The 26380-nt window shown below is 67.9% G+C and carries 24 protein-coding genes; 19 read left to right on the top strand and 5 right to left on the bottom strand.

What is annotated here, in order from left to right; translation table 11 throughout:
* Positions 1–83: 83 nt before the first annotated feature.
* From ACL58G_RS11660 to yghU, 8 genes are all read left to right on the top strand, one after another.
* Entirely contained in the window at positions 84–851 is a 768-nt protein-coding gene (locus tag ACL58G_RS11660) for an NAD(P)H-dependent oxidoreductase (protein ID WP_440967006.1), read from the top strand.
* Positions 852–902: 51 nt separating this feature from the next.
* The gene (locus ACL58G_RS11655; RefSeq protein ID WP_440967005.1) at positions 903–2543 is read left to right on the top strand and encodes a DUF5597 domain-containing protein; all 1641 of its coding nucleotides are present in this window, start codon (positions 903–905) and stop codon (positions 2541–2543) included.
* A 112-nt stretch (positions 2544–2655) separates the two neighbouring features.
* Positions 2656–3909: a putative Na+/H+ antiporter gene (locus ACL58G_RS11650; protein WP_440967003.1), complete on the top strand. Its 1254-nt coding sequence runs from the start codon at positions 2656–2658 to the stop codon at positions 3907–3909.
* 48 nt (positions 3910–3957) lie between these two features.
* Positions 3958–4395, top strand: a complete 438-nt coding sequence (gene hepT / locus ACL58G_RS11645) for a type VII toxin-antitoxin system HepT family RNase toxin (protein ID WP_440967001.1) — start codon at positions 3958–3960, stop codon at positions 4393–4395.
* Between the two features lie 48 nt (positions 4396–4443).
* Complete coding sequence (locus ACL58G_RS11640; protein WP_440967000.1) at positions 4444–5034, top strand: DUF2760 domain-containing protein; 591 nt, start codon at positions 4444–4446, stop codon at positions 5032–5034.
* A complete protein-coding gene (locus tag ACL58G_RS11635) occupies positions 5031–6890 on the top strand; it encodes an Hsp70 family protein (RefSeq protein ID WP_440966998.1) in 1860 nt (619 codons plus the stop codon). The genes ACL58G_RS11640 and ACL58G_RS11635 overlap by 4 nt, the downstream gene beginning before the upstream one ends.
* Positions 6887–9667 carry an Hsp70 family protein gene (locus tag ACL58G_RS11630; RefSeq protein WP_440966996.1) on the top strand — a complete coding sequence of 927 codons (2781 nt, stop codon included), beginning with the start codon at positions 6887–6889 and terminating at the stop codon, positions 9665–9667. Before ACL58G_RS11635 ends, ACL58G_RS11630 begins: the two co-directional genes overlap by 4 nt.
* Before the next feature lie 81 nt (positions 9668–9748).
* A complete protein-coding gene (gene yghU / locus ACL58G_RS11625) occupies positions 9749–10606 on the top strand; it encodes a glutathione-dependent disulfide-bond oxidoreductase (protein ID WP_440966994.1) in 858 nt (285 codons plus the stop codon).
* A 12-nt stretch (positions 10607–10618) separates the two neighbouring features.
* Here the strand turns inward: yghU and ACL58G_RS11620 are convergent, their stop codons facing one another.
* A complete protein-coding gene (locus tag ACL58G_RS11620; RefSeq protein ID WP_440966992.1) occupies positions 10619–10978 on the bottom strand; it encodes a lysozyme inhibitor LprI family protein in 360 nt (119 codons plus the stop codon).
* A gap of 311 nt (positions 10979–11289) precedes the next feature.
* On the opposite strand from ACL58G_RS11620, the gene ACL58G_RS11615 reads away from it, so the two are divergent.
* Both ACL58G_RS11615 and ACL58G_RS11610 read left to right on the top strand, forming a co-directional pair.
* Positions 11290–11943: a PRC-barrel domain-containing protein gene (locus ACL58G_RS11615; protein WP_440966990.1), complete on the top strand. Its 654-nt coding sequence runs from the start codon at positions 11290–11292 to the stop codon at positions 11941–11943.
* 265 nt (positions 11944–12208) lie between these two features.
* Entirely contained in the window at positions 12209–13429 is a 1221-nt protein-coding gene (locus ACL58G_RS11610) for a glycosyltransferase family 9 protein (protein WP_440966988.1), read from the top strand.
* 175 nt (positions 13430–13604) lie between these two features.
* Here ACL58G_RS11610 and ACL58G_RS11605 read toward each other — a convergent pair whose 3' ends face one another.
* Entirely contained in the window at positions 13605–13973 is a 369-nt protein-coding gene (locus tag ACL58G_RS11605; RefSeq protein ID WP_413383496.1) for a DUF6404 family protein, read from the bottom strand.
* 116 nt (positions 13974–14089) lie between these two features.
* Here ACL58G_RS11605 and ACL58G_RS11600 point away from each other — a divergent pair, with 116 nt between their 5' ends.
* The 3 genes from ACL58G_RS11600 to ACL58G_RS11590 all read left to right on the top strand — a co-directional run bounded on the left by ACL58G_RS11600 (position 14090) and on the right by ACL58G_RS11590 (position 16569).
* Positions 14090–14536 carry a MarR family winged helix-turn-helix transcriptional regulator gene (locus tag ACL58G_RS11600; protein ID WP_440966986.1) on the top strand — a complete coding sequence of 149 codons (447 nt, stop codon included), beginning with the start codon at positions 14090–14092 and terminating at the stop codon, positions 14534–14536.
* Complete coding sequence (locus tag ACL58G_RS11595) at positions 14526–16016, top strand: MDR family MFS transporter (RefSeq protein ID WP_440966984.1); 1491 nt, start codon at positions 14526–14528, stop codon at positions 16014–16016. Before ACL58G_RS11600 ends, ACL58G_RS11595 begins: the two co-directional genes overlap by 11 nt.
* A gap of 73 nt (positions 16017–16089) precedes the next feature.
* Positions 16090–16569, top strand: coding sequence for a VOC family protein (locus ACL58G_RS11590; protein ID WP_413340857.1), 480 nt, complete (start codon positions 16090–16092; stop codon positions 16567–16569).
* 4 nt (positions 16570–16573) lie between these two features.
* Here ACL58G_RS11590 and ACL58G_RS11585 read toward each other — a convergent pair whose 3' ends face one another.
* Positions 16574–18655: a diguanylate cyclase gene (locus tag ACL58G_RS11585; protein WP_440966982.1), complete on the bottom strand. Its 2082-nt coding sequence runs from the start codon at positions 18653–18655 to the stop codon at positions 16574–16576.
* 405 nt (positions 18656–19060) lie between these two features.
* Here ACL58G_RS11585 and ACL58G_RS11580 point away from each other — a divergent pair, with 405 nt between their 5' ends.
* The gene (locus ACL58G_RS11580) at positions 19061–21724 is read left to right on the top strand and encodes a glycoside hydrolase family 3 C-terminal domain-containing protein (protein ID WP_440966980.1); all 2664 of its coding nucleotides are present in this window, start codon (positions 19061–19063) and stop codon (positions 21722–21724) included.
* Between the two features lie 19 nt (positions 21725–21743).
* Positions 21744–22664: an alpha/beta hydrolase gene (locus ACL58G_RS11575; RefSeq protein WP_440966978.1), complete on the top strand. Its 921-nt coding sequence runs from the start codon at positions 21744–21746 to the stop codon at positions 22662–22664.
* Between the two features lie 144 nt (positions 22665–22808).
* On the opposite strand, the gene ACL58G_RS11570 is transcribed toward ACL58G_RS11575, so the two are convergent.
* A complete protein-coding gene (locus ACL58G_RS11570; protein ID WP_440966976.1) occupies positions 22809–23252 on the bottom strand; it encodes an FKBP-type peptidyl-prolyl cis-trans isomerase in 444 nt (147 codons plus the stop codon).
* Positions 23253–23476: 224 nt separating this feature from the next.
* On the opposite strand from ACL58G_RS11570, the gene ACL58G_RS11565 reads away from it, so the two are divergent.
* The 4 genes from ACL58G_RS11565 (at position 23477) to ACL58G_RS11550 (ending at position 25653) form a co-directional block, all read left to right on the top strand.
* On the top strand, positions 23477–24277 hold the full coding sequence (locus ACL58G_RS11565) for an HDOD domain-containing protein (protein WP_440966974.1): 801 nt from the start codon (positions 23477–23479) through the stop codon (positions 24275–24277).
* Between the two features lie 39 nt (positions 24278–24316).
* Positions 24317–24733, top strand: coding sequence for a secondary thiamine-phosphate synthase enzyme YjbQ (locus ACL58G_RS11560; protein WP_413383480.1), 417 nt, complete (start codon positions 24317–24319; stop codon positions 24731–24733).
* An 85-nt stretch (positions 24734–24818) separates the two neighbouring features.
* Entirely contained in the window at positions 24819–25319 is a 501-nt protein-coding gene (locus ACL58G_RS11555; protein WP_440966972.1) for a hypothetical protein, read from the top strand.
* A gap of 85 nt (positions 25320–25404) precedes the next feature.
* On the top strand, positions 25405–25653 hold the full coding sequence (locus ACL58G_RS11550) for a hypothetical protein (RefSeq protein WP_440966970.1): 249 nt from the start codon (positions 25405–25407) through the stop codon (positions 25651–25653).
* Between the two features lie 21 nt (positions 25654–25674).
* On the opposite strand, the gene ACL58G_RS11545 is transcribed toward ACL58G_RS11550, so the two are convergent.
* Positions 25675–26217 carry a hypothetical protein gene (locus ACL58G_RS11545; protein ID WP_413383475.1) on the bottom strand — a complete coding sequence of 181 codons (543 nt, stop codon included), beginning with the start codon at positions 26215–26217 and terminating at the stop codon, positions 25675–25677.
* Positions 26218–26380 lie beyond the last annotated feature (163 nt).

Genomic DNA, 26380 nt, shown 5'->3' with positions numbered 1-26380 from the left:
ATACTACCCCAAAAGCCGGCTGGCATTCCCGGCCGTGACGATCGGCGCCAGAATGGCCTTCATCACATTCACGGAGCACGACGATGAAGACTGTTTTACTGGTACACGCCCACCCCGACCCGCATTCCCTCACCGCGCAGATGGTCCAGGCCGCGCGCGCCGGACTGCGCGCCCAGGGCCATGAAGTGATCCAGTCCGACCTGTACGCCATCGGCTGGAAAGCCGTCTACGACGAACACGATTTCCCCGACCGGCAGGATCGCGAGCGCCTGTCGTTCGTGGACGAATCCGGCCACGCGTTCAGCACCGGCACGCAGCCGGACGACGTGCGCGCCGAGCAGGCCAAACTGATGGCGGCGGATGCCGTCGTCTTCCAGTTCCCGCTGTGGTGGTTCGGCATGCCGGCCATCATGAAGGGCTGGATCGAGCGCGTGTGGGCATACGGCCTCGCCTACGGCTACCAGGGTGCCGGCAACCGCTACCGCTACGGCGAAGGCGGCCTCGCGGGCAAGCGCGCGCTGCTGTCCGTGACGATGGGTGGACCGGCCGAGGACTACGGCCCGCGCGGCATCAACGGCCAGCTCGACGAACTGCTGTTCCCGATCACGCACGGCACGCTGTTCTTCCCCGGCATGGACGTGCTGCCCACGTATGCCGTGTACGGCACCGGCCGCATCGATGCCGAGGGTGTCGAACGCGCGCAGGCCGGCCTGGCGGCGCGCATGCGCACCCTGTTCACGGATGCGCCGATTCCCTACCGGCCGCAGAACGGCGGCGACTACCCGGACCGGCACGTGCTGGCGGACGACGTCGCGCCCGGCGTCACCGGATTGCGCGCGCATCTGCGCTGAGACGGCCCCTGTCGTGGGACAATGTTCAAAATCACCACGACAGGAGACCGAATGAAAAAGACGCTGGCCGGCTTGCTGCTGTCCGCCCTGGCCTGGTCGGCCCAGGGCCGCGACATCGTCCTCGACGCGCCGTTGCCGCGGATCGTGCACAAGGACGGGCGCCATGCGCTGCTGGTGGACGGCAAGCCGTTCTTCATGCTGGGCGCGCAGGTGAACAATTCCAGTGCCTGGCCCGCGCAGATGCCGCTCGTCTGGCCGGCCATCGACAAGCTGGGCGCCAATACGCTGGAAGTGCCCATCGCGTGGGAACAGATCGAGACCGCACCGGGCACCTTCGACTTCGGCTACCTCGACCTGCTGCTCGCGCAGGCGCGCACCCACGACGTGCGCCTCGTGCTGCTGTGGTTCGGCGCGTGGAAGAACAATGGGCCGAGCTATACGCCGGCGTGGATCAAGCTGGACAACGCCCGCTATCCGCGCGTCGTCGATGCGAAAGGAGAGCTGCGCGATTCGCTGTCGCCGATCTTCCCGGCCACGCTGGACGCCGACCGCAACGCCTTCGTCGCGCTGATGCGCCATATCCGCGCGAAGGACCCGCAGCGCACAGTGATCATGGTCCAGATCGAGAACGAGACGGGCACCTACGGCAGCGCGCGCGACCACTCGCCGGAAGCGAACAAGCTGTTCGCGGGCCCGGTGCCCGCGCCGCTGCTGACGGCGCGCGGCCGCACGGGCGGCACGTGGACGGAGGTCTTCGGCAAGGAAGCCGACGAAGCGTTCCACGCCTGGTACATCGCGCGCTTCGCCGACGCCGTGGCCGCCGCCGGCAAGGCGGAACTGGACCTGCCGATGTACGTCAACGTGGCGCTGCGCGATCCGTTCAAGCAGCAGGAGCCGACGTCGTACTCGGCCGGCGGCCCCACCGACAACGTGATCGACGTGTGGAAGGCCGGCGCGCCGCACATCGACGTGATCGGCCCGGACATCTATTTTCCGGAAACCCCGAAATATCACGCCGTGCTGAAACTGTACGACCGCCCGGACAATCCGCTGTTCGTCCCCGAGACGGGCCACACCTTCGCCTACGCGCGCTACCTGTTCGACGTGATGGGCCGGCGCGGCATCGGCTTCTCGCCGTTCGGCGTCGATTTCACGAAGGAGGCCAACGACCCGGCCGCGATTCCAAAAAGCGCGTGGGACATGCTGGAACCGTTCGCCAGCAACTACCGCCTCGTCGCGCCCATCCTGCGCATCTGGGCGCGGCTGGCGTTCGAAGGCCAGGTCTGGGGCGCGGGCGAACCGGACGACCGCAAGCCCGTCGACCTGGACCTCGGCAACTGGAAGGCGCGCGTCCACTACGACAAGGGCACGTTCGGCGCGTCGGACTGGACGTGGATGAAGCCGCGGCCCGCGAATCCGCTGGGGCCCGAAGGCGGCGTGCTGGTCGCGGCGCTGGGCCCGGACGAATACCTCGTCACGGGCCGCATGGCGCGCATCGATTTCACGGCGCCGGAGGGCAGCGGCAAGCGCGCCATGCTCGCGCGCGTGGAGGAAGGCCGCTACGACGACGCGGGCAACTGGGTGCTGCATCACGTATGGAACGGCGATCAGACCGATTACGGGTTAAATTTCACCACGGTGCCGCGCGTACTGCGGGTGAAATTGGGAAGTTACCCAAGTCGCCTGCATTAACCGTCGCCCCTGCGAAGGCAGGGGCCCAATTTGCACGCGCCGACGCGATGCATGCAGAACTTGGGTCCCCGCCTTCGCGGGGACGACGTAGTTATTTATAAGGATCTCATCAATGACCACGACCATGCACAAGATCGCCCTGATCCTGTTCGTGCTCGCCCTGCTGCACACGTTCGCCACCCGCCTCTTCGAGGGCCTGGCGCACCGCCATCCGCGCCACGCCGGGCTGTTCCACCTGCTGGGCGAGGTGGAGGTCGTCTTCGGCTTCTGGGCCTTCGTGCTGATGCTCGCGCTGGCCTTCGTCGACGGCAGCGCCGCCGCCATCGACTACGCCGAATCGCGCCATTACACGGAGCCGCTGTTCGTGTTCGTCGTGATGGTGGTGGCCGCGTCGCGACCCGTGCTGGAGGCGGCGCGCGCGCTCGTGCGCCTGCTCGCGCGGCTGCTGCCGCTGCGCACGGAAGTCGCGCAGACGTGGCTCGGCCTCGCGCTCGTGCCGCTGGTCGGCTCCCTGATCACGGAACCCGCCGCGATGACGATCGCCGCCCTGATGCTGGCGCCGTCCGTGTTCCGCCCCGGGATGCCGGAATGGCTGAAGTACGGGGCGCTGGGCGTCCTGTTCGTCAACGTGTCGATCGGCGGCACGCTGACGTCGTATGCCGCGCCGCCCGTGCTGATGGTGGCCGGCGCGTGGGGCTGGGACAGCGTCCACATGCTGGCGCACTTCGGCTGGCGCGCCGTCATCGCCGTCGTGGCCAATGCCAGCGTCGTGACGTATCTGCTGCGCCCGCACCTGCGCCCGTTCGACATCTCGATCGAGGGCGAGGCGCCCGTGCGCATGCCGGTTCTTGTCACGCTCACCCACCTGGGCGTGCTGACGGCCATCGTGCTGCTGGCCCACCATCCCGTGCTGTTCACCGGCATTTTTTTACTATTCCTCGGCATCACCCAGGCCTACCCGCGCTACCAGGACCCGCTGATCCTGAAGGAAGGCCTGCTGGTCGGCTTCTTCCTCGCCGGCCTCGTCGTGCTGGGCGGGATGCAGCAATGGTGGCTGCAGCCCATCGTCGCGAAACTCCAACCCACTGCCCTGTTCTTCGGGGCGCTGGGCCTAACCGCGATCACGGACAACGCCGCGCTGACCTACCTCGGCTCGCTGATCGCCGGGCTGTCCGAGCGCGCGCAATACATGCTGGTGGCGGGCGCGGTGGCGGGCGGCGGCCTGACCGTCATCGCCAATGCGCCGAATCCGGCCGGCGTCGCCCTGCTGCGGCGCGGCTTCAACGACGAGTCGATCGGGGCCGTGGGCCTGCTGCTGGGCGCGCTTGCGCCCACTTGTGCGGCGGCTGTGTTGTTCTTGTTGTAACGTATTAGCTGGAACGGGACCCTCCACGTCCCGCAGCGAGGGAACAACATGGATCACGACCTGCTGGTCAGCAAGACGGGCACCATCGAGCGCTGCTGCAAGCGTGCCCGCGACGAATACGAAAAGGACCCGACCACCTTCGTCGGCGACATCACGCGCCAGGACGCGGCGACCCTGAACGTGATCCGCGCCTGGGAAGCGGCCGTCGAGATGGGCGATTACGTGCTGGCCGACCGCGGCCTGGGCCCGGCGCACGACGAGCGCGAAGTCATCACCCTGCTGGCCGACAACGGCTGGATCGAGCCGGCACTGGCCGAGGACCTCAAGCGCACGGGCGAATTCTGCCGCGCCGAATGGGACCACCAGGCCGCGCCGCTGCCCGCGCTGGTGACCATCATCAAGCGGGGGCTGGACGATTTCGACGTGTATGCACGTGCGCTGCTCGCGGGTGCGGCGGGCGGCGAACCCGAACCAGATGCTGTCTAACTGGTATCATGCGCCCTTTCTGAACCACGCACCAGACACCACAAGAACATGAGCCAACCGACCAACCTGCCATCCTTCTGGAGCCGGCTGTCCCTTGCCTTCGGCGCCTTCTTCAAGACCCTGGGCGACGCCGAGTTCGCCGCGCGCGTGCGCGACGACCAGGTCGGCCCGATCGCCGCACCTGCTCCCGCGCCTGCTCCCGCCCCGGCGCCCGCACCGAAGCCCGCGCCGGCGCCGGCGCCCGCCCCATTACGCATCGCCACGCCGGACGCGGCCCTGCAATTGCTGGGCCTCCTGCAGCGCGAAGCCCGCCTGATCGACTTCGCCAACGAAAACATCACGGTCTATGCGGACGCCGACATCGGCGCCGCCGCCCGTCTCGTGCACGAAGGCTGCGCGCGCGTGCTGCGCGAGCACTTCACCATCGAACCCGTGCGCGGCGAGCTGGAAGGCACGCGCATCACGCTGCCGGAAGGCTTCGACGCCGCCAGCGTGCGCCTGACCGGCAACGTCGTCGGCAAGGCGCCGTTCACCGGCACCCTGTCGCACCGCGGCTGGCGCGCCCGCGACGTGCGCCTGCCGCAGCTGGCCGACAAGCACGACGCCAGCGTCATCGCCCCGGCGGAGGTGGAACTGTGAGCGACATCCAGACCAACGACGCCCGCTACGCGATCGGCATCGACCTCGGCACGACGCACAGCGCGCTGTCGTACGTCGACCTGCAGGCCAGCGACGGCGAGAAGGCCGACCAGGGCGTGCTGGGCATCCCGCAACTGAGCGCGCCCGGCACCGTCGAGGCGCTGCCGCTGCTGCCGTCGTTCCTGTACATCCCGCACCCGGACGAACTGGCGCCGGGCGAACTGGCGCTGCCGTGGACGAACGGCCAGGCCGCGCCCGTCGTGGGTGAAATGGCACGCAGCCGCGGCGCCGGCACGCCGATCCGCCTCGTGTCGTCGGCCAAGAGCTGGCTGAGCCACCCGAGCGTCGACCGCCGCGCCGCCATCCTGCCGACCGACGCGCCGGAAGAAGTCGAACGCGTGTCGCCGCTGGCCGCATCGACCCGCTACCTCGAGCACCTGAAAGCCGCGTGGAACGCGACGCATCCGGACGCGCCGTTCGAACAGCAGGCCGTCACCGTGACGATCCCGGCGTCGTTCGACCCGGCCGCGCGCGAGCTGACGGCGGAAGCGGCGCGCAGCGCCGGCTACGGCAACCCGACCTTGCTGGAAGAACCGCAGGCCGCGCTGTACAGCTGGATCGAAGGCAGCGGCGGCGGCTGGCGCAAGCAAGTGAAAGCCGGCGACATCGTGCTGGTCGTCGACGTGGGCGGCGGTACGAGCGACTTCTCGCTGATCGCCATCCTCGAACGCGACGGCAACCTGGAACCGCACCGCGTCGCCGTCGGCGACCACATCCTGCTGGGCGGCGACAACATGGACCTCGCGCTGGCCCACCTCGTCGCGCGCAAGCTGCAGGCGAACGGCACGCAGCTGGACGCCTGGCAGATGCGCGCCCTCACCTACGCCTGCCGCGGCGCCAAGGAACACCTGCTGGCGGACGCCAACGCGACCACGTGGCCGATCGTCGTGCCGAGCCGCGGCTCGAAGCTGATCGGCGGTTCGATCCGCACGGAGCTGACGCGCGACGAAGTCACCACGTTCATCACGGACGGCTTCTTCCCGCGCGTGGAAGCGTCCGCACGTCCCGCGACGCGCACGCGCGCCGGCCTCACGCAAGTGGGCCTGCCGTATGCGCAGGACGCCGCCATCACGCGCCACCTCGCCGCCTTCCTCGGCCGCCAGGCCGGCGCGACGGCGGAGCTGGAAGGCTTCAACGGCAAGGTGAATGCCGAGCACACCTTCCTGCACCCGAGCGCCGTGCTGTTCAACGGCGGCGTGTTCAAGTCGGACATCCTCGCCAGGCGCGTGATGGACACCATCAACGACTGGCTGTACATGGAAGGCGCCGAACCGGCCCGCATGCTGGAAGGCGCGGACCTGGATCTCGCCGTCGCGCGCGGCGCCGCCTACTACGGCTATGCGCGCCGTGGCGGCGGCGTGCGCATCCGCGGCGGCACGGCCCGGTCGTACTACGTCGGCGTCGAGTCCTCGATGCCCGCGATCCCCGGCTTCGAACCGCCGCTGGAAGCGCTGTGCGTGGCGCCGTTCGGCATGGAAGAAGGCAGCGAGCTGGAATTGCCGGGCCAGGAATTCGGCCTCGTCGTGGGCGAGCCCGTGCACTTCCGCTTCTTCGGCTCCACCGTGCGTCGGCAAGACCAGATCGGCACCGTGCTGGAGTCCTGGAGCCCGGACGAGCTGCAGGAATTGAACGAGATCCAGGCGACGCTGCCGGCGGAAGGCCGCACGCCGGGCGACGTCGTGCAGGTGAAGCTGCATGCCGTGGCGACGGAAGCGGGCACGCTGGAACTGGTGGCCGTGGCCCGTGAAGGCCAGCGCTGGAAGGTCGAGTTCGACGTCCGCAGCAGCGAGCAGTGACCCGCACCAAACCAGCCCTCGTCGGCATCGATCTCGGCACCACCAACACGGTGCTGGCGTATGCCGACGCGGGGTCCGGGCAGGTCGCCACGTTCGATATTCCGCAACTGGTGGCGCCCGGCGAAGTGGGCACGGCGCCGCTGCTGCCGTCGAGCCGCTACCACCCGCTCGAGGGCGAGCTCGCGGCGGATGCGCTGCAATTGCCGTGGCAACAGCCGGACGTGGGCGGCGTGGCACGCGTCGCCATCGGCCGCCTCGCGCGCAGCCTCGGTGCGGCGTCGCCGGGCCGGCTCGTCGCCTCCGCGAAAAGCTGGCTGTCGCATCCGGGCGTGGACCGCACGGCGCCCATCCTGCCATGGGGCGCGCCGGACGACGTGCCGAAAGTCTCGCCGCTGGCCGCGAGCGCCAGCTATCTCGCCCATCTGCGCGCGGCGTGGAATACGCAGCACCCCACCAAGCCGCTGGAGCGGCAGCAGATCGTCCTCACGATCCCCGCCTCGTTCGACGAAGGCGCGCGCGCCCTCACGCTGGAAGCGGCGCGCCTCGCCGGCCTGCCCGACGTGCGCCTGCTGGAAGAACCGCAGGCCGCGCTGTACGACTGGCTGCAGCGCCACCGTACCACCTTGGGCCCCGACCTCGCGGACGCGAAGCTGGTACTCGTGGCCGACGTGGGCGGCGGCACCACCGACTTCACGCTGGTGAAGGTCGAGCTGAAGGATGGAGAACCGGCACTGTCGCGCATCGGCGTGGGCAACCACCTGATCCTCGGGGGCGACAACATGGACCTCGCCCTCGCCCACCTGGCCGAATCGCGCCTGGGCGAAAGCCAGCGCCTGTCGGCCGGCCGCCTCGCGCAACTGACGGAACGCTGCCGCGCCGCGAAGGAACAGTTGCTGGCGCCGGACGCGCCGGATGAAGTGACCGTCACCTTGCTCGGCAGCGGCTCGCGCCTCATCGGCGCCAGCCGCTCCGCGACGATCGCCAAGGCGGACGTCGACCGCATCGTGCTGGACGGTTTTTTCCCTTTAAACGACACGCGGGAAGGTCCGCAGCGCGCCCGCGCCGGCATCGTCGAATTCGGCCTGCCGTATGCGAGCGACCCGGCCATCACGCGCCATCTGGCGGGCTTCCTGCGCCAGCACGCGCAGGCGGCGCGCGAGGCGCTGGGCATCCCCGATGACGATCGCCTGCCCGTGCCGGATACCCTGCTGCTGAACGGCGGCGTGTTCCGCGGAGAAGCGCTGGCGCAGCGGCTGGCCGACGTGCTGTCCGCGTGGCGCGGGGACGCCGTGCGCGTGCTGCACAATGCCGATCCGGACGTCGCCGTCGCGCGCGGCGCCGTCGCCTATTCGCTCGCGCGGGCCGGGCTCGCGCCCGCCATCGAGAGCGGCTCGGCGCGCAGTTATTACCTGATCCTTGAGGAAGGCGAACGTCTGCGCGCCGTCTGCGTGCTGCCGCGCGGCGCTCGCGCCGGCGCCGAGATCACGCTGGCGGAGCGCAGCTTCGCCCTGCGCGTGGGCCGGCCCGTGCGCTTCCACCTCGTCTCCGCCATCGCCGCTACGGCCGCGGCGGGCGATCTCGTCGACCTCGATCCCGCCGACGTCGTGCGGCTGCCGGCCATCGCCACCGTGCTGCGCGCGCAGGATGCGAAGACGGCGTCCATTCCCGTGCAACTGGCGGCCGCGCTGTCCGAGCTCGGCACGCTGGAGATGTTCTGCGTGGCCGAGGATGGCAGCGGCCAGCGCTGGCGCCTGGAGTTTCAATTGCGCGGCGAAGAGGAAGCGCCAGAGGTCGCGCATCCGCAACTCGACGAGGCCATCAAGCGCATCGACCGCATCTTCGGCGCGCGCAACCAGCAGGTGGAGGTGCGCGAAGTGCGCCAGTTGCGCGGCGCGCTGGAACACGTGCTGGGCGGCCGCGAACGGTGGGAGACCCCGCTGCTGCGCCGCCTGTTCGACGCCCTGATGGAACGCGCGAAAGGCCGGCGCCGCTCGGCCGAGCACGAACGCGTGTGGCTGAACCTGGCCGGCTGGTGCCTGCGGCCCGGCTTCGGCGATCCGCTCGACGACTGGAGAATCCAGCAGTTGTGGGCCCTGTTCCCGGCCGGCGCCCAGTACGTCAAGGACAGCCAGGTCCGCGCCGAATGGTGGACCCTGTGGCGGCGCGTCGCCGGCGGACTCTCCACGGAAGCGCAGCTGCGCCTGCTCGACGACTTCGCGTTCAACCTGCAGGCCGATCCGGGCGACCGCGCCAGGCGTCCCGCCACGCTCGTCGACGGCAGCGAGGACGACATGCTGCGCCTGGGCGCGTCGCTGGAACGGATCCCGGCCGCGTACAAGGCCGAGATCGGGGACTGGATGGTCGGCCGCATCATGGGCATCCCCGTCACGCCCAAGCCCGATGCGAAGGCGGCGGCCACATACGCGCGCTATTTGTGGGCGCTCGCGCGCGTGGGCGCCCGCACGCCGCTGCACGGCAGCGCGCACGAAGTGGCGCCGCCCGAGGCCGCCGAACGCTGGCTGACGGAGCTCATGCTGCTCGACTGGAAACGGATCGAGCCGGCCGGCTTCGCCGCCGCCCACCTCGCGCGCAAGACGGGCGACCGCACGCGCGACATCGGCGAGGACTTGCGCGCCCAGGTGCTGCAACGGCTCGCGTCCGCGGGGGCGCCGGCCAGCTGGTCCGCGCAGGTGCGCGAGGTCGTCGAACTGGACCAGGAAAGCAGCACGCGCATGTTCGGCGATGCGCTGCCGCCGGGGTTGAAACTGCTGCGCTGAGACGGCGCGCCCGCTTCCAGCACGAAGCCGGCTTTTCGGGCATCATCGCCTCTCCTACCGAGTCCCAGAAGGAGAAGTGCAATGTCCGACCCCACGAACCCGTTCACGTCCACCTGGGTCCCGCCCCGGGTCTGGTCCCCGGCGACGCCCTCGGGCGGTGCCTTCGCCAGCATCAACCGTCCCGTGGCGGGCAAGACCCACGAGCTGGAACTGCCGGTGGGCAAGCATCCGCTGCAACTGTATTCGCTGGGCACGCCGAACGGGCAAAAGGTCACGATCATGCTCGAGGAGCTGCTGGCCGCGGGCCACGCCGGTGCGGAATACGACGCCTGGCTCATCCGCATCAACGAAGGCGCCCAGTTCGGCAGCGGCTTCGTCGAGATCAACCCGAATTCCAAGATCCCGGCGCTCGTCGACCGCAGCGGACCGGAGCCCGTGCGCGTGTTCGAGTCCGGGGCTATCCTCGTCTACCTGGCGGAAAAATTCGGCGCCTTCCTGCCCAAGGACATCCCGGCCCGCACCGAGACCTTCAACTGGCTGATGTGGCAGATGGGCTCGGCGCCGTTCGTCGGCGGCGGCTTCGGCCATTTCTATGCGTACGCCCCGGAAAAGCTGGAATACCCGATCAACCGCTATGCGATGGAAACGAAGCGCCAGCTGGACGTGCTCGACCGCCTGCTGGCCGGGCGCCGCTTCGTCGCGGGCGACGAATACACGATCGCCGACATGGCGATCTGGCCGTGGTACGGCGGCCTCGTGCTGGGCGAGCTGTACGATGCCGGCGAATTCCTCGCCGTGCACCAGTACCAGCAGGTGCGCCGCTGGGCGGACGAAGTCGGCGCGCGGCCGCCCGTGATCCGCGGGCGCAAGGTCAACCGCGTGCGCGGCAAGCCGGAAGAACAGGTGCTGGAGCGCCACGACGCTTCCGACCTGGACTGACGGCCGGCGCGCCTACAGCTTGCTGTTCTGGCAGCCCGCGCTCACGCACTCGCGCAGCCGGTCCTGCAGGAACTGGGCGCGGCGGACGGTCGTGCCGGTCGCGCACTCGAGGTTCACGTAGAACGCGCTGCCCTCGTGGCGCGAGCAGTTGTCGTTGCGTTCAGCTATCCATTGCAGCTGGCCCGTTTTGAGACGCTTCCTGCCGTCCGCATCGAGCTTGCCGGCCAGCTTGCCGTACGTGCTGTTGAGCTCATTGTCCGCTTCCTGGTACACCTTGTTCAGGCAATACAGGCCGTCGAAATCCTTCTTCGGCTTGTCGCACGCCGAATTCGCCTGCGCGGCGCCCGCCGCGCACATCAGTACCGCCAACATCCAACGTTTCATCATGCCTCCTTTGTGTTCGGAACATTGATCATGAACAAGTCCAGCATGATAGTCGAGCAGGCGGTACCTAATTCTCACCAAGTATTACGCAGCGCTACTTTTCGGCCTGTGCCAGATGTCTTTTTCCTGGCATCTAGCGGGCGCGCGGCAATGCGGATCGGGACTAGGATCGGGACGTCGGCGCGTACCGCGTTGGCGCACGATTGAGTGGACGCAAACGCGTACGGGGAGGCCCATCTACCCTTGATGGGTACCGCACACCGACAGCCCTGCAATCATCGACATCGGGAGGAAGAAAGATGAGTTACGCAGATCGCGACAAATATGGCATGTACAAGGCCACTGGACGACATGCCGGCCCAGGCCCGGCGCTGATGGGCGCCGACACCCTGATCGGCGACAGCGTCGTCAACGCCGCCGATCAGGACCTGGGCGACATCAAGGAAATCATGCTCGACATGCAGACCGGCCAGGTCGCCTACGCCGTGCTGTCCTTCGGCGGCTTCCTGGGCATGGGCGACAAGCTGTTCGCCGTGCCCTGGCAGGCCCTGCACCTGGACACCGTCAACAAGCGCTTCGTGCTCGATATCGAGAAGGAAGGCCTGCAGAACGCCCCCGGCTTCGACAAGGATGCCTGGCCCGACATGGCTGACGCGCAATGGGCCCAGCACATCCACAGCTTCTACGGCACCGACCCGATGCGTTCCGGCGCGCCCAGCATGGGACCGAACGTGGCGATGCGCGGCATGGTCGGCGGCGGCGCTGGCGCCAGCACGGGCGCGGGTGCCGGCATGGGCTCGATGGGCGCCGGGCACGCTGGCTCGTCCGATATGGGCGCGGGCGCGGGCAGTGCCATGCCCGGTGGCGGCGCCGGCGGGAGCCTCGATCCACGGCCCGGTACCGCCGGCGGCGACACGGACCTGAGCAAGATCCGCGGCAGCAACCTGGGCTGACGCTGGACCACGCGCCATCGGCCCGCCAACGGCCGGTGGTGCGGCCGGCGACACATGTCGTTACAACTTGTAACCTCAACAGTGCATCGTTTTGCCATGCAATCTGGCAGACTGGCGGGATGCAATATTTACTAATCAGCCATTTCCCATTACCCCGGCATGCAACACGGACGTCATCCTGGTCTGGTAATTCTTAATACAAGCTTTACCGAACTTTACAGCACCGACTGTTTTACCCCGGCCATTCGCCCTCTACAATTTTGCTATGAAGATCTCGAGTGAACAGACGCTGAAACTGGACAGCTGGGGTGGCCACGCACAGCCGGGCGCATTCGACACGGACTGGCTGGCCGACACGGCCGCCCGCACGGCATTGGTCGACCGCGCGCTGCTCGCGCGTGCCGACAGGATCCTGTTCATCGCCCACCTGGCGCTGGGCGATTTCACTTACCTGCAAAGCTGCTTCAGCGCCTTCGCGCGCGCCTTCCCGCACCTGAAGATCGACCTGTGGGTCGACGAGCGCCGCCGCACGCGCCGGGCCGCGGACTGGCCGCACCTGAAGAAATACGCGCTGTACGACTGGCTGGCCGAGTGCCCCTGCTTCGACAAGGTCTACAACGAAACCTACAGCCCGGCGCTGTACAAGGCCTCGCTGCAGGAAGCAAAGCAGCAGGATTACCCGATCGTCGTGTCGCTCGCCGTGCTGGACCGGCACAAGTACGCGGGCCTGGCCCGCAAGATCAGCCCGCACGGCTTCGTCGTGGGCCAGAAGAAGCGCGTGCGGCCCTACGACCTGCCGAAGCACCTCGCCTACCGCAAGCTGGACGCCTTCATTTCCGCGTACAGCACGGCATCGCATCCGGACCAGCACATCAGTGACATCTACGCCGACTGGTTCACGCAGCTGTTCGGCATCACGATCCCGCCGGCCGCACGCTATCCCGTGCTGTCCATCCCCGACCGCTGGATGGACTACGCGCGCGGCCAGTTCGCCGCCTGGGGATTCGGCGGCACCGGCGTGACGGCGCCCAAGGTCGTGTTCCTGAATGCATACTCGAAATCGGTCGAGCGCTCGTGGCCGCTGGAGCGGGTCATCGAACTGATCCGCACGATGCAGCGCGACGCCGCGTGGCACGACGCCGGCTTCATCGTCAACGTCGTCCCGGAAGACCTGGCGCGCGCCCGTGCCCTGTTCGCCCGCCACGACCTCGCGCGCACCCATCTGTTCAGTGCCGAAGACAATTTCTTCCAGCTGCCGGCCATCCTCAGCCTGTGCAAGCTGATCGTCTCCGTCGAGACGGCCGTCATGCATCTGGCGAATGCGGTGCACGTCCCCGTGATCGCGCTGATGCGTCAAAAGAATCCGGAATGGGCACCCATCGACAAGCACAACAGCACCGTGATTACGGTCGCGCGGCGTGACGACTGGGTCGACAAGATCGGCGTGGACGAAGTGATGGCCGCGCTGGCCTGGCAGACACTGTAAGCCGCTTCAGGAGATGATGGGCGCGGCCAGCGCTTCCGCCGTGCCTTGGCCGCGATGCGCTGCAGTGTCCGCTCCAGCATGGCCGTGTCCGGATCGATGCGCACGCTCGTCACCTTGCCCCAGCGGACCTCGATCAGGTTGACGCCCTCGGCGGACGTCTGCATGCGTCCCCCGTTCAGCCTGTCTGTTCGTCCCGGCCGAACGATTCCCAGGCCGGCAACGCGAATTCCCTGCGTTCGCGCGTATAAAACCACGCCATCATCAAGCCGAACGCCGCGCCTGCGCCGCAAGACCTGAGCGCCACGCCCAGGAAGTCCAGTCCCTGCTGCGACCACACCAGCAGCCACATGAACATGCCCCATGCGCACGTGAACCACGTACCATAGACTCCGGCGATGTGGGCGAAGCCGAGGAAGTGCGGCGGACGGAGGCGGACGCCGAGTTTCCACAGCAGCCGGAACAGCGGCGGCGCGGCGTGACGACGCGCCAGGCCGCGCGCGGACAGCATGGCGAGGGAACGGTCCAGTTGGGCTCGAAAATGCATAGTGCGCCACTTTATCAAATGTGTCCCCGAAAAAATGCGTGCATTGTCACCAAGACACCATTTGCATGCGCGGCGCGATGCGCGTAAGATAGTTAGGTAGCCTACCTATATTACTCATGCCCAACTACGACCAACCCGTCGAACGCCTGTCCGAAGACCTGCGCACGGCCCTCAAGGGCCTCGTGCGCCAGATGCGGCGCGACACCGAGCGCCAGGAACAAGGCCTGTCGCTGATGCAGGCGATGCTCCTGCACATGATCCATGAACACCCCGGCATCGGCGTGGCCGAGCTCGCGCGCATGCAGCAGGTGCGCAGCCCGACGATGAGCGGCCAGGTCAAGGCCCTGGAAACGGCCGGCCTCGTCGAGCGCGCCGCCCAGGAACACGACCGGCGCAGGAGCGGCCTGCACGTCAGCCCGGCCGGCCACAAAGCGCTGCACCAGTTGCGCGACCGCCGCCACGACTGGCTGTCGCAACGCATCGCCCGCCTGTCGCCCGACCAGATGACCGCGCTCGCCGGCGCCATCGACGCCCTCAACTTCCTCGCCGACCATGAAGATTGAATCCCCCGCGTTCGCCGACGCCCACGAAATCCGTTCCGTCTACCTGGCCCTGATGGCCGTGCTGGGCCTCGGGGCGCTCGACCAGAGCATCGTCGCCACCGCCCTGCCCCGCATCGTGGGCGACCTGGGCGGCATGAACCATTTGTCGTGGGTCGTGACGGCGTACGTGCTCGCCTCCACCGCCACGATGCCGCTGTACGGCAAGCTGGCCGACCAGTACGGCCGGCGTCCGATGATCTTCACGGCGCTCGCGACCTTCCTGCTGGGCTCCGTGCTGTGCGGCTTCGCGCAGAGCATGACGCAGCTGATCGCGTTCCGCGCCATCCAGGGCATGGGTTCCGGCGGCTTCATGCCGCTGGCGCAGATCATCATCGGCGACCTGGTGCCGCCGAAGGAACGGGCGCGGCGCCAGGGCTCGATCGCCATCGTGTTCGCGGTCACCAGCGTGCTCGGTCCCGTGCTGGGCGGGATGATGACGGACCTGCTGTCGTGGCACTGGATCTTCTTCATCAACCTGCCCGTCGGCGCGGTCGCCTTCCACGCCATCGCGCGCTCGCTGCGCAAGCCCGTGCAGACGCACGCGCACCGCATCGACTACCTCGGCTCCGTGCTGCTCACCGTGACCATCACGGCGCTGCTGCTGATCCTCGCGCTGGGCGGCACGGAATGGGCGTGGGATTCGGTGCAGGTACAGGTGTGCGCGGCATTGACCGTCGTGCCGGGCGGCTGGCTGATGGTGCACCTGCGCCGCGCGGTCGAACCCGTGCTGCCGCCGGACCTGTTCCACAGCCGCGTCTTCAACGTCGCCAGCATCGTGATGGCGCTGACGTTCATGGGCCTGATGGGCGCGAGCGTGTTCTTCCCGCTGTTCTTCCAGCTCGTGATGGGCAGCAGCCCCGCGCATTCGGGCATGATGACGGTGGCGATGATGGTCGGGATGATCGCGTCGTCCACGCTGAACGGCCGCGTGCTGTCGCGCTCGGGCAAGTACAAGGCCGTCCAGGTGGCGGGATTGTCGGCCGCGGTGCTGGCGTTCGCGGTCCTCGCGTGGGGCATGGACACGGCGCGCGGCTACTGGATCATCGAGCCCGCGATCTTCATGCTGGGCGCGGGCCTGGGCCTCGTGATGCCCAACATGACGATCGCCGTGCAGAACGCGCTGCCCGTCCCGCGGCGCGGCGTGGGCACGGCGATGCTGACGTTCTTCCGCTCGCTCGGCGGGCTGCTCGGCGTGACGGGCTCCGGCGCCATCCTCGCGCACCAGGTGCACGCGCACGGCATCGCGGACGTCGCACGCGCGAGCGCGCATGGCGCGGCAGCTGCGCTGCCCGCCGCGCAGGCGCTGACGGTGGACGTGTACCGCCACGCCATCGCCAACATCTTCGGCGCCGGTGCGCTGATCGTGCTGGCGGGGCTCATCGCGCTGCTGTGCCTGCCGGAGCTGCCGCTGACGGGGCATCCCGCGCAGGCCGAGCGATGAGCCGCCACATGCCGGCCAGCCGCGCGTCGTGCTATCGTGTCCGCTCCATTTCCAGACCACGAAGGGAGACGAGATGATCAACAAGAACACGATTTGCCTGTGGTACGACAACGATGCCCTGGATGCGGCGACGTTCTATGCGCAGACATTCCCCGACAGTGCCGTCGGCGCCGTCCACCGCGCGCCCGGCGATTATCCGGCCGGCCAGGAAGGCAGTGTCCTGACGGTGGAGTTCACCGTGATGGGCATCCCGTGCCTCGGCCTGAACGGCGGTCCCGGTCCCAGGCACACCGACGCGTTCTCGTTCCAGGTCTCGACCGAGGACCAGGAAGAGACGGACCGCCTGTGGAATGCGATCGTCGGCAACGGCGGCGAGGAGAACGCGTGCGGCTGGTGCCGCGACCGGTGGGGCGTGTCGTGGCAGATCACGCCGCGCGTGCTGATGGAAGCGTTTACGGGCACCGACCGCGCCGCGGCCAAGCGCGCGTTCAACGCGATGATGGAGATGAAGAAGATCGACGTCGCCGCGATCGAGGCGGCGCGGCGCGGCTAACCGGTCACGCGCGCACCATGGCGTGCAGGGTGCCGCCGCCCGTGTCGCGCCTGGGCGGCGGCGCCCGTTCCGCCACCTGGCGCGGGCCGTGCACGCCCTCCAGCGCCAGCAGCACGGCGACGTCCGCGCCGTCGCGGTCGAGCGCCGCCATCACGGTGTCCGCCGGCGCGTACAGCCGCGTGACGATGCGAGCCTGGTTGCGGCCCTGCGCCTTGCCCTGATACAGCGCCCAGTCGGCCAGGCGCACGGCGCACTGCCAGTCGAACGCGGCGGCGGCGCCCGGCAGCGCGACGATCCCCGCGGTGAGCGTCACCGGGATCGTGCACGTGCCCGCGTCGACGGGCCTGGCGCCGATCGCATCCAGGATCCGCTCCGCCATGCCGGCGACGCTGGCCGGGTCCATGGCGGGCGCGTGGATCATGAATTCCTCGCCGCCCCAGCGCACCACCATGTCGGTGTCGCGCACGGCCGCGGCGAGGCGGCGCGCGACGTCGACGAGGACCGCGTCGCCCGCGCCATGGCCCCAGCGGTCGTTGATGCTTTTAAAATGGTCGATGTCCATCAGGACGAAGCAATCGACGGCGCCGGGCACCGGGTGCCGGCGGTCGTCCTTGCGGACGCTCATCCGGTTCGTCAGCGAGCGGCGATTGTGCAGGCCCGTCAGCGCGTCGTGCGTCGAACCGAATTCGAGCTGCACGTTCATTTTTTTCAGCCGCGCGTTGCTGCGCGCCGTGCGCCGGTACAGGACCGTCACGACGGCGCCCGCCAGCACCGTCAGCACGGCGCCGAACGTCGTCGCGAGCTGCACCGTGCGGCGGTTGTTCAGCTCCGCATCCTTCAGCCGGTTCTCGCGCTGCAGCAGGGTGATCTGCTGGCTGCGGCGGTGGGCGTCGAATTCTTCCTGCAGCGTCGCGATCGCGCGGTCGCGCGCGGCGCGGGCGCTCTGCTGTTGCAGCGACTGCTGCTCGCGCACGATCGCCAGCGCCTGCTGGTACTGGCCCGCGCGCTCCAGCATGCGGCCCTTCTCGTCCAGCATCGCCTCGAGGTCGCCGATGAGCTTGTCCTTGCGCAGGTGCGCGATGACGCCGTCGACCCAGGGCAGGCCCTCGGCTATGCGGCCCTGCCCCATCAGCGCGAACCCGAGATTGGCGCGCGCCATCTGGATGACGTTCTGGTCGCTGCCCTTTTCCGACACGACCAGCGCCTTGCGCGACTCCGCTTCCGCGCGCACGTAGTCGTGGTGCTGCAGATAGTAGTCCGCGATATTGCCGCGGGCCGCCGCTTCCATGCCCTGCAATCCCGCGCGCACCGCCGTCGCCAGCGCATTCTCGAACGCGGCGATGCCTTCGCGGTCGCGGCCGATCCTGACCAGCGCGATGGCGCGGGTGAACTGCAGCGACGCGAGCGACCGCAGCGACATCTTCTTTTCCGCCAGCCCCAAGTCGGCATTCTCGATCGCCTTGGCGGGATTGTCGGCATTGGCGTACACCTGGGCGATCCGGGAGTACATCACGGCGCGCCTGCCGCTTTCGCCGGGCTTGCCCTGCAACAGCCGCAGCCCGCGCAGGTAGGCCGCCAGCGCCTCGTCCAGCCGGGCGCGCAGGTTCAGGATATCGCCCTGCGTGCGCTCGGCCGACACCTTGAACGTCAGCGCCGTGTCCTTCGGCGCCTGGGCCACGATCCTGTCGAGCAGCGCCTGGGCATCGTCCAGCCGATGGGCCTCGAGCAGCTCGCGCACCTGGCCCAGCATGGCCAGCGCCACGCCCGCCGTATCGCCCCTGGCCTGCGCCAGTTGCAGCGATTCGCGTTCCAGCGTATAGGCCGAGTCCTGCTGGCCCAGGTCTTCCCTGAGCCGCACTTCCGTGCGCAACAGCATCTGCCTGGCGTCGTAGGGCGCATCCGGCCCCAGGTCGCGGCGCGCGGCCTGTACCCGGTCGAGCGCCGCGCGCGGGGAGTCCTGCGCGAGGTCCCAGATCGCGTTCACTTCCGCCCTGGGATCGGCGGCCGGGGTACCGGCGTGCGCAACCGGCCCGAGCGCCGTGGCGGTCACGAGCAGGAAGGAGACGAGGCGGTGAGGAAATGGCATGACGATGCGCCGGCTGGAAGTCAATACTTCTGTTGAGGCCATTATGGACTCAACTTTGACTTTCCTCAACGAAACAATACGAGCGATGTGTGAGCACAACATTGTGAATATGTTCGCGTATAACATTAATGTTACGTAACAGTCGAACACCTGCCGCGACCAATATCCATTCCGATATCGGTTCTCACCAAAAAGTTATTGGCTTCCGAACAATTCCTCCACTACATTGGACCTCGCCCGGCTCAATGTGCGCGTTCCTTCCTTCCCGCACCCGTGATCGACCCACGGTTGCGGCAGCGATCGAACGCCGCCGATGAGCCGGGCACCTCTTGTTATCGCAATCATTTCTCACTCATCTATCATGTACGGAGCCTATCCGATGGCATGACCTTTTAAGGTACCCCTATGCAAAAAGATAAGACCAAACGAATTGGTCAAGCAGGAGACTTATCGAGAGGCATCAAGCGCACCGCCCTGTGCGGCGCCCTGATCCTCGCCGCGGCGATGCCGGCCGCGGCACAGACCACCACCACATCCCCTGAAGCACACACGGATGCGGACGCCCGCGCCCGCGCCCTGGTCGCGCAGATGACGCTGGACGAGAAGATCGACCAGCTTTTGAACGTCGCACCCGCCGTGCCCCGCCTCGGCATTCCCGCCTATAACTGGTGGACCGAGTCGCTGCACGGCGCGCTGGGACCGCTGCCCACGACGAACTTCCCCGAACCCATCGGCCTCGCCGCGACGTTCGACGCGCCGCTCGTGCACAAGGTCGCGTCCGCGATCAGCACGGAAGTGCGCGCGCTGCACACGCTGGGCCGCCAAACGGGCCACCTGGGCAGGATCGGCACGGGACTCGACACGTGGTCGCCGAACATCAACATCTTCCGCGACCCGCGCTGGGGCCGGGGCCAGGAGACGTATGGCGAAGACCCGTATCTGACGGCGCAACTGGGCGTCGCGTTCATCCAGGGCATCCAGGGACCGAACCCGGACCTGCCGGACGTCGTCGCCACGCCGAAGCACTTCGCCGTGCACAGCGGGCCGGAATCGACGCGCCACGTGGCCGACGTGTTCGTGTCGCGCCACGACCTGGAGGACACGTATTTGCCCGCCTTCCGCGCCGCCATCGTCGATGCGAAGGCCGGATCGATCATGTGCGCCTACAACCGCATCAACGGCCAGCCGGCCTGCGGCAGCGACCTGCTGCTGAAGGAGCACCTGCGCGGCGCGTGGGGCTTCAAGGGCTATGTCGTGTCCGACTGCGACGCCGTCACGGACATCGACGAGCACCACAAGTACGCGCCCGATCCCGCCGCGGCGGCCGCCGTCGCGCTGAAGGCCGGCACGGACAACGAGTGCAACACGAAGACCCTGGGCGACACGAAGGGCCTCGGCGAACGCTACCGCGAAGCGTGGAAGCGCGGCCTGATCTCCATGGGCGACATCGACACGGCGCTCGTCCGCCTGTTCTCCGCGCGCTACCGCAACGGCGACCTCGCGGGCCTCGCGCAGCGCAAGCCGAACCAGACGCCGGCCTCCGCGATCGACACGCCCGCGCACCGCGACCTCGCGCTGCAGGCCGCGAACAAGAGCCTCGTGCTACTGAAGAACGACGGCACGCTGCCTTTGAAGCCGGGCGTAAAAGTCGCCGTGATCGGCCCGCTGGCCGACGCCACGCGCGTCCTGCGCGGGAATTATTCGTCGACCCAGTCCGCGCCGCCGGTTTCCGTCGTCGCCGGCCTGCGCCGCGTGCTGCCGCAGGCGCGCGTGACGCTCGTGCCGGCCGCCGCCTCCATCACGGACGGCGACCTGGTCCCGGCCAGCGCGCTGCTCACGCCGGACGGCAAGCCCGGCCTGCGTGCCGAGTACATCAACGGCACGGATACGAAGCCGGTGCTCGTCCGCACGGAAAAGGGGCTGGAATCGCACGCGCTCCAGTTCAAGGACGTGGCGGACAAGCACAAGGTCGTGTGGACCGGCGCGCTCGTCGCACCCGAGACGGGCACCTACCGCCTCGGCGTGACGGGCGTGAAGGGCGAACTGACGGTCGGCGGCAAGCCCGCCGTGCAGGCGTCGACCTATTCGCAATGGGGCGAACCGCTGAAGCTCACCGACGTGCGCCTCGAGAAAGGCCAGCGCTATCCGCTGCGCTTCCAGGCCGAGACGGGATCCACGGGCGTGCCCGGCCTGTTCTGGAAACGCATCTCGACGGCGCCCGAGCAAGACCTGAAGGCCGGCACCGCGGATGCGGACGTGATCGTCGCCGTCGTCGGCCTGACGTCGGACCTGGAAGGCGAAGAGATGGCCATCAAGGTCGAGGGCTTCGCCGGCGGCGACAAAACGTCGCTGGACCTGCCGGCCGAGCAGCGCGCCCTCTTGGCCCGGGCGAAGGCGCTGGGCAAGCCGCTCGTCGTCGTCGTGATGAACGGCAGCGCCATCGACCTGTCGTGGGCGAAGGACAATGCGGCCGCGATCCTGGAAGCGTGGTATCCGGGCCAGTCCGGCGGCGCCGCCATCGCCGACGTGCTGACGGGCCGCACCGATCCGGGCGGACGCCTGCCCCTCACCTTCTACCGCAGCATCAACGACCTGCCGCCGTTCGACGATTACTCGATGCAGGGCCGCACCTACCGCTACTACGCGGGCACGCCCGTGTATCCGTTCGGCGCCGGTCTCTCGTACACGACGTTCGGCTATGCGCCGCTGCGCATCGAACCGGTCGCTGGCGCGCCCGAGAACGGCATCGTCGTCACGACGGAAGTCGCCAACACGGGCAAGCGCGACGGCGACGAAGTGGCGCAGCTGTACCTGACGCCGCCCGCGTTCGAGGGCGCGCCGCGTGTCGCGCTGCGCGGCTTCCAGCGCGTGCCGCTGAAGGCCGGCGAGCGGCGCAAGATCAGCTTCACGCTGTCGCCGCGCGACCTCAGTTTCGTCACGCGGGACGGCGTCCGCCAGCTCACGCCCGGCCAGTACAAGCTGAGCGTGGGTTCCGGCCAGCCGGGCACCGGCGTGGCGCAGCAGGACGGCACGCTGACCTTGAAACAGACCGTCGTGCTGGCGCAATAACCATAACAAAGGAGACTACATGATGAAGACCAGACTGTTGATTGCCACCGTCATCGCCTATGCGCTCGCGGCACCCGTCCACGCGCAGAACGACAAGATGACGCCCATCGCGGCGCCCGCGCAACCGAACGCCATCGTGCTGAACACCGGCCCGCTGCCGGGTGCGAAAGCGCAGGAGAGCTGGCACAGCCAGTACGGCAGCGTCTTCGCGCGCAACGTCACGGTCGCGACCCTGACGCCGTTCCTGCCCGACCCCGCGAAGGCGACGGGCGCCGCCGTGATCGTCGCGCCGGGCGGCGGCTTCCGTACGCTGTCGATGAACAACGAGGGCTGGGACGTGGCGAAGGCGCTGGCCGACAAGGGCGTCGCCGCGTTCGTGCTGAAGTACCGGCTGAACCAGACGCCGCAGGACATGGATGCGTTCGCGGACGAGATGGCGAAGATGTTCTCGGGCGCGTCCCGCCCGAACCGTCCGCCGACCGACAATCCGGCCGTGACGCTGGCGCCGCAGATCGCCGACGCGCGCGCCGCGTTCGCGCTCGTGCGCGCGCGGGCGGGCGCGTGGCACGTGGATCCGGACCGCATCGGCATGCTGGGCTTTTCCGCCGGCGCGATGCTGACGATGGCGACGACGCTGTACGGCCAGGACGCGAAGCCCGCGTTCATCGGCGACATCTACGGCCCGCTCGCCGCCGTCAAGGTGCCGGCCGACGCCCCGCCGCTGTTCATCGGGCTGGCGGCGGACGATCCGCTGTTCGGCAACGGCGGCTTCGGCCTCGTCGACAGCTGGCGCGCGGCCAAGCGGCCCGTCGAATTCCACCTGTTCGAACAGGGTGGACACGGCTTCGGCATGTACCAGAAGACGACCACCAGCACCGGATGGTTCGATGCGTTCGCGCGGTGGCTGGGCATGCACGGCTACCTGAAGCCGAAGGCGTGACGGACTCACGCCCTTGACTACGTCGCCCCCGCGGAGGCGGGGGTCCAATTTTGCCAGCGCTGCGGCACGTCTAATAACTTGGATCCCCGCCTGCGCGGGGACGACGTGATAAACACTGACTTACCGTGACTCCTGCGGCTCCGCTTACTGTACCGCCGTCAGCGCCACATCGAACACGAGCCCGGCATTCGCGGGAATCGCGCCTTTCCCGCTCGCCCCGTAGCCCAGACTGGATGGAACCAGCAAGGTGCGCTTGCCGCCCACCTTCATGCCCGTCACGCCCTGGTCGAAGCCGGCGATCGCCTGGTTCGCCCCGAGCGTGAACGAGTACGTGCCGGTGTCGAACTGCCTGCCCTTGTGGTCCGTCGCCGTGTCGCTGTACAGCCAGCCGGTATAGGTCACGGTGACCGTCTTGCCGGTGGTCGCTTCGGTACCGGTGCCGAGCACGACGTCCGTCGCGCTGAACTGGGACGGATTGGCCACGACGACGGCGCTGGACGACGACCCGCCGCCGCCCCCGCCGCAACCGGCAAGGCTCAGGACGGCGACAAGGATGGCGGTGCAGGCAAAGGCAGGCTTCAGATTCATGGTGTCTCGCGTTATTAGAAGAACCTGCAACCATACCCCATGTCCATGCCTGGCTTGCCTTTACATTTGTTTTTCTTTGTTACAAATTCAAGATTGATGTTCTGAGCAGGCGCATCAGCAACAGATTGCCCGTCAAGACGAAATAATTCGATAGGGCAACAACAGCGCGGCGTACACTGGATCGGTCGCGTCGGACCGACGACGCTCGATGACGAAAGATGCCCATGATCCGCCTCACGACATTGTTTGACGACGTCAAACTGCCCACGATCTCCGCAGTGGCCCATGCCCTGATCGAAACCCTCGACGACGACGACGCATCCGCCAGGAAGGTCGCGACGATCATCGCGCGCGACCCGGCCCTGACGGCCAAGCTGATGCGCCTGGCGAACAGCGCCCGCTTCGGTTCGCGCCGCAGCGTCAGCTCGCTCGACGACGCGATTTCCCTCGCGGGCATGGCCCACATCCGCACGCTGGCGCTGGCCACGTGCTTCGCCGACGCCTTTCCCGCCCTGCCCGGCCTGGATTCCGACGAGTTCTGGAAAAGCAGCATGGCCTGCGCCGGCTACGCGAAATGGCTCGCGGGCGGCATCGGCCTGGACGGCAGCGAAGCCTGGCTGGCCGGCATGATGCTGCGCCTGGGCGAACTGCTGATCTACCAGGTGGACCCGACGGCCTTCGCCGAGATCGAGCAGTTGCCGCACCTGCCGGGCGGCCGCTGGGAACGCGAGCAGCGCCTGCTGGGCCTGTCGGAAGGCGAGATCACGGCGGAACTGGGCCGGCGCTGGAACTTCCCCGACAAGATCGTGCGCGCGCTGGAGAACTCGTCCGACCCGATGGCGGGGCACCCGTTCTGCCAGCTGGGCGGCATCATCCACCTGGCCAGCCTGCTGGCCGACACGCCCAGCGACGACCCCGCGATCCTCGACACCCTGCCGGCCGAAGTGGTCGACACGCTGCGCCTGTCGCGCGAATGGATGACGGTGCGCTTCCCGTCGCATGCGTCGTTCTCGGCCGAGCCCTGAACGATCGTGTAGCATGGTCGGATCTGCAAGGAGCCGACCATGTCCTATCAGTCCACCCTCGAATTCAACACGTTCGGCCGCGGCAGCCGCGACATCACCGCGGCCGTCGCCGACGTCGTCGCCCGCTCGGGCATCCGCTGCGGCCTCGCGCACGTGTTCGTGCAGCACACGAGCTGTTCACTCCTGATCACGGAAAACGCCGACCCCGACGTGCGCCACGACCTGGAGACCATCATCCGGCGCCTGGTGCCGGACGGTGATCCCGCGTACCACCACGATACGGAAGGACCGGACGACATGGCGGCGCATGCGCGCGCGATGCTGACGTCCACGTTCGTGACGGTGCCCGTCGGCGACGGGCGGCTGATGCTCGGGACGTGGCAGGGGATGTATTTGTGGGAGCATCGGGTGGCGGAGCATCGGCGCAAGGTCGTCGTGACGGTGCTGGGGGACTGAGTCACGGCATGCCGGTGAGATTCCGAGGAATTGTTGCGAGTGAAAACGCGTATCCTGCAAGCTCGTCAACGACACCCCATCGACCATGCGATTCCGTTCAGCGGCCTTCGGCGCCCTCGCGCTCAGCACGTCCCTGGTATCCCACGCAAGCGCGTACGACGACGCGAGCCGCGCCGCGGCGGCCGCCAGGTTCGTCGCGGCACTCCAGCACCAGCGCTTCCAGGAGGCTGCCGCCCTGTTCGCGCCGGAAGCAACGCGGGATACCGCGGCGGCCGCGCGCACGCTGAAGCGGATCGGTGACACCGTCGGCGGATTTTCGACGATGCAACCGGCGCCCCGGCCGCTGGAAGGAAAAATCATCCGCCTGCAGGTGCCGCCGCGTAAAAACGTCCTGTTCGGCTTCCAGAAGTCCGTCCAGTTCCGCTACGCCTCCACCGCCGGCGACGGCAAGCCCGTGTATTACGAAGTCCGCGTCACGCCGGACGACAAGCCGCCGCAGGTCTTGTCGTTCGCGCTGCAATTCCCGGCGGCGGATGCGCAGTCGGCGCAACGCGCGAACCGGCTTGCCACTGCCATCGACCGCTGATGTCCGCGCCGTCCGGATTCCCCACTGATGCCTTGCGCAGGGTTGGAAATGCCACCGCATAAAAACAAACGTGAATGGAAATGAAATGCACTGGAACGACTGGCCGATGGTATGCCTGGCACTGTCGGCGCTTCTCGCCCTTCTGTCGCGACGCTGGATGGACGCCGCCTCGTCCGCATGTTTCGCCATCTTCCTTCTGTTCGACAAGATCTTGCCGACCGCGGTCCCGTGGCAATTGAAATACGCGTTCCTGCTGGTCGGCGTGCTACTGGTCGCCTCCCAGGTTGCTGGAACGTACCGTCGGTACAAGCAGAGCCTGGACGCAAGGCACTGATTGCACCGGAAAGCGAATTCCTCAGTCCTCGAACCGCAGCGGGTCGAACGTGCCGGCCAGACCGTGGATGCCCTTGTACAGATTGGCCATGGCGCGCACGTCGCTGCCCGACCTGTCGAGCAAATGGGCCAGCGCCGGCGACAACGGCTGGGGCAGCCGGTCCAGCTCGCGCCATTGATACCCCAGGCATCCATCGCCCATGCGCGGTTCGAACTCCTGCGGTACGACAGCCACGTAGTTGTGCTGCACGAAGAAGCGCGCATCGGAAAACGGCGTCAGCCGGCTCAACGCGAGATCGCCTTCATACGCGCAGCGCTCGGCGATCGTGTTGATCGCGACCTGCAACGGCGACTGCCCGGCCGGGACGTCCGCCGTCCAGGTACCCCACTCGGGGCCCGCACCGTCCGCAGGGATACATTGCTTGACGAGCACGCGGCCCGTGTCCTCGGCAAGCACGATCGCGCAAGCGGCAACGCCCTGCCAGCTTCCACGGGCCGGTACGACCCAGCTCGGCCGTCTGACGAGATCGGAACCGGCCGTCGACGTACTTTGGAAATTCGCCATTTTTACCTCGCTTGCAGTGCGTGATTCACTGCGTATGCTTAACATTTATTCAACGTAGGATCATTCCTACATAATGTTAATCATCCACGAGATTCGTTTAACGGTCGAGCGATTTCGACCAAGAGTACAATTTCCCGACAGATCATTTCGTAACGGTTGCGAC

The sequence above is a fragment of the Massilia sp. GER05 genome (assembly GCF_052056005.1).
GTDB lineage: Bacteria > Pseudomonadota > Gammaproteobacteria > Burkholderiales > Burkholderiaceae_D > Telluria > Telluria orientalis.
Note: the sequence above shows the minus strand (reverse complement) of the source record. Positions and strands in the feature narration are given on the sequence as shown.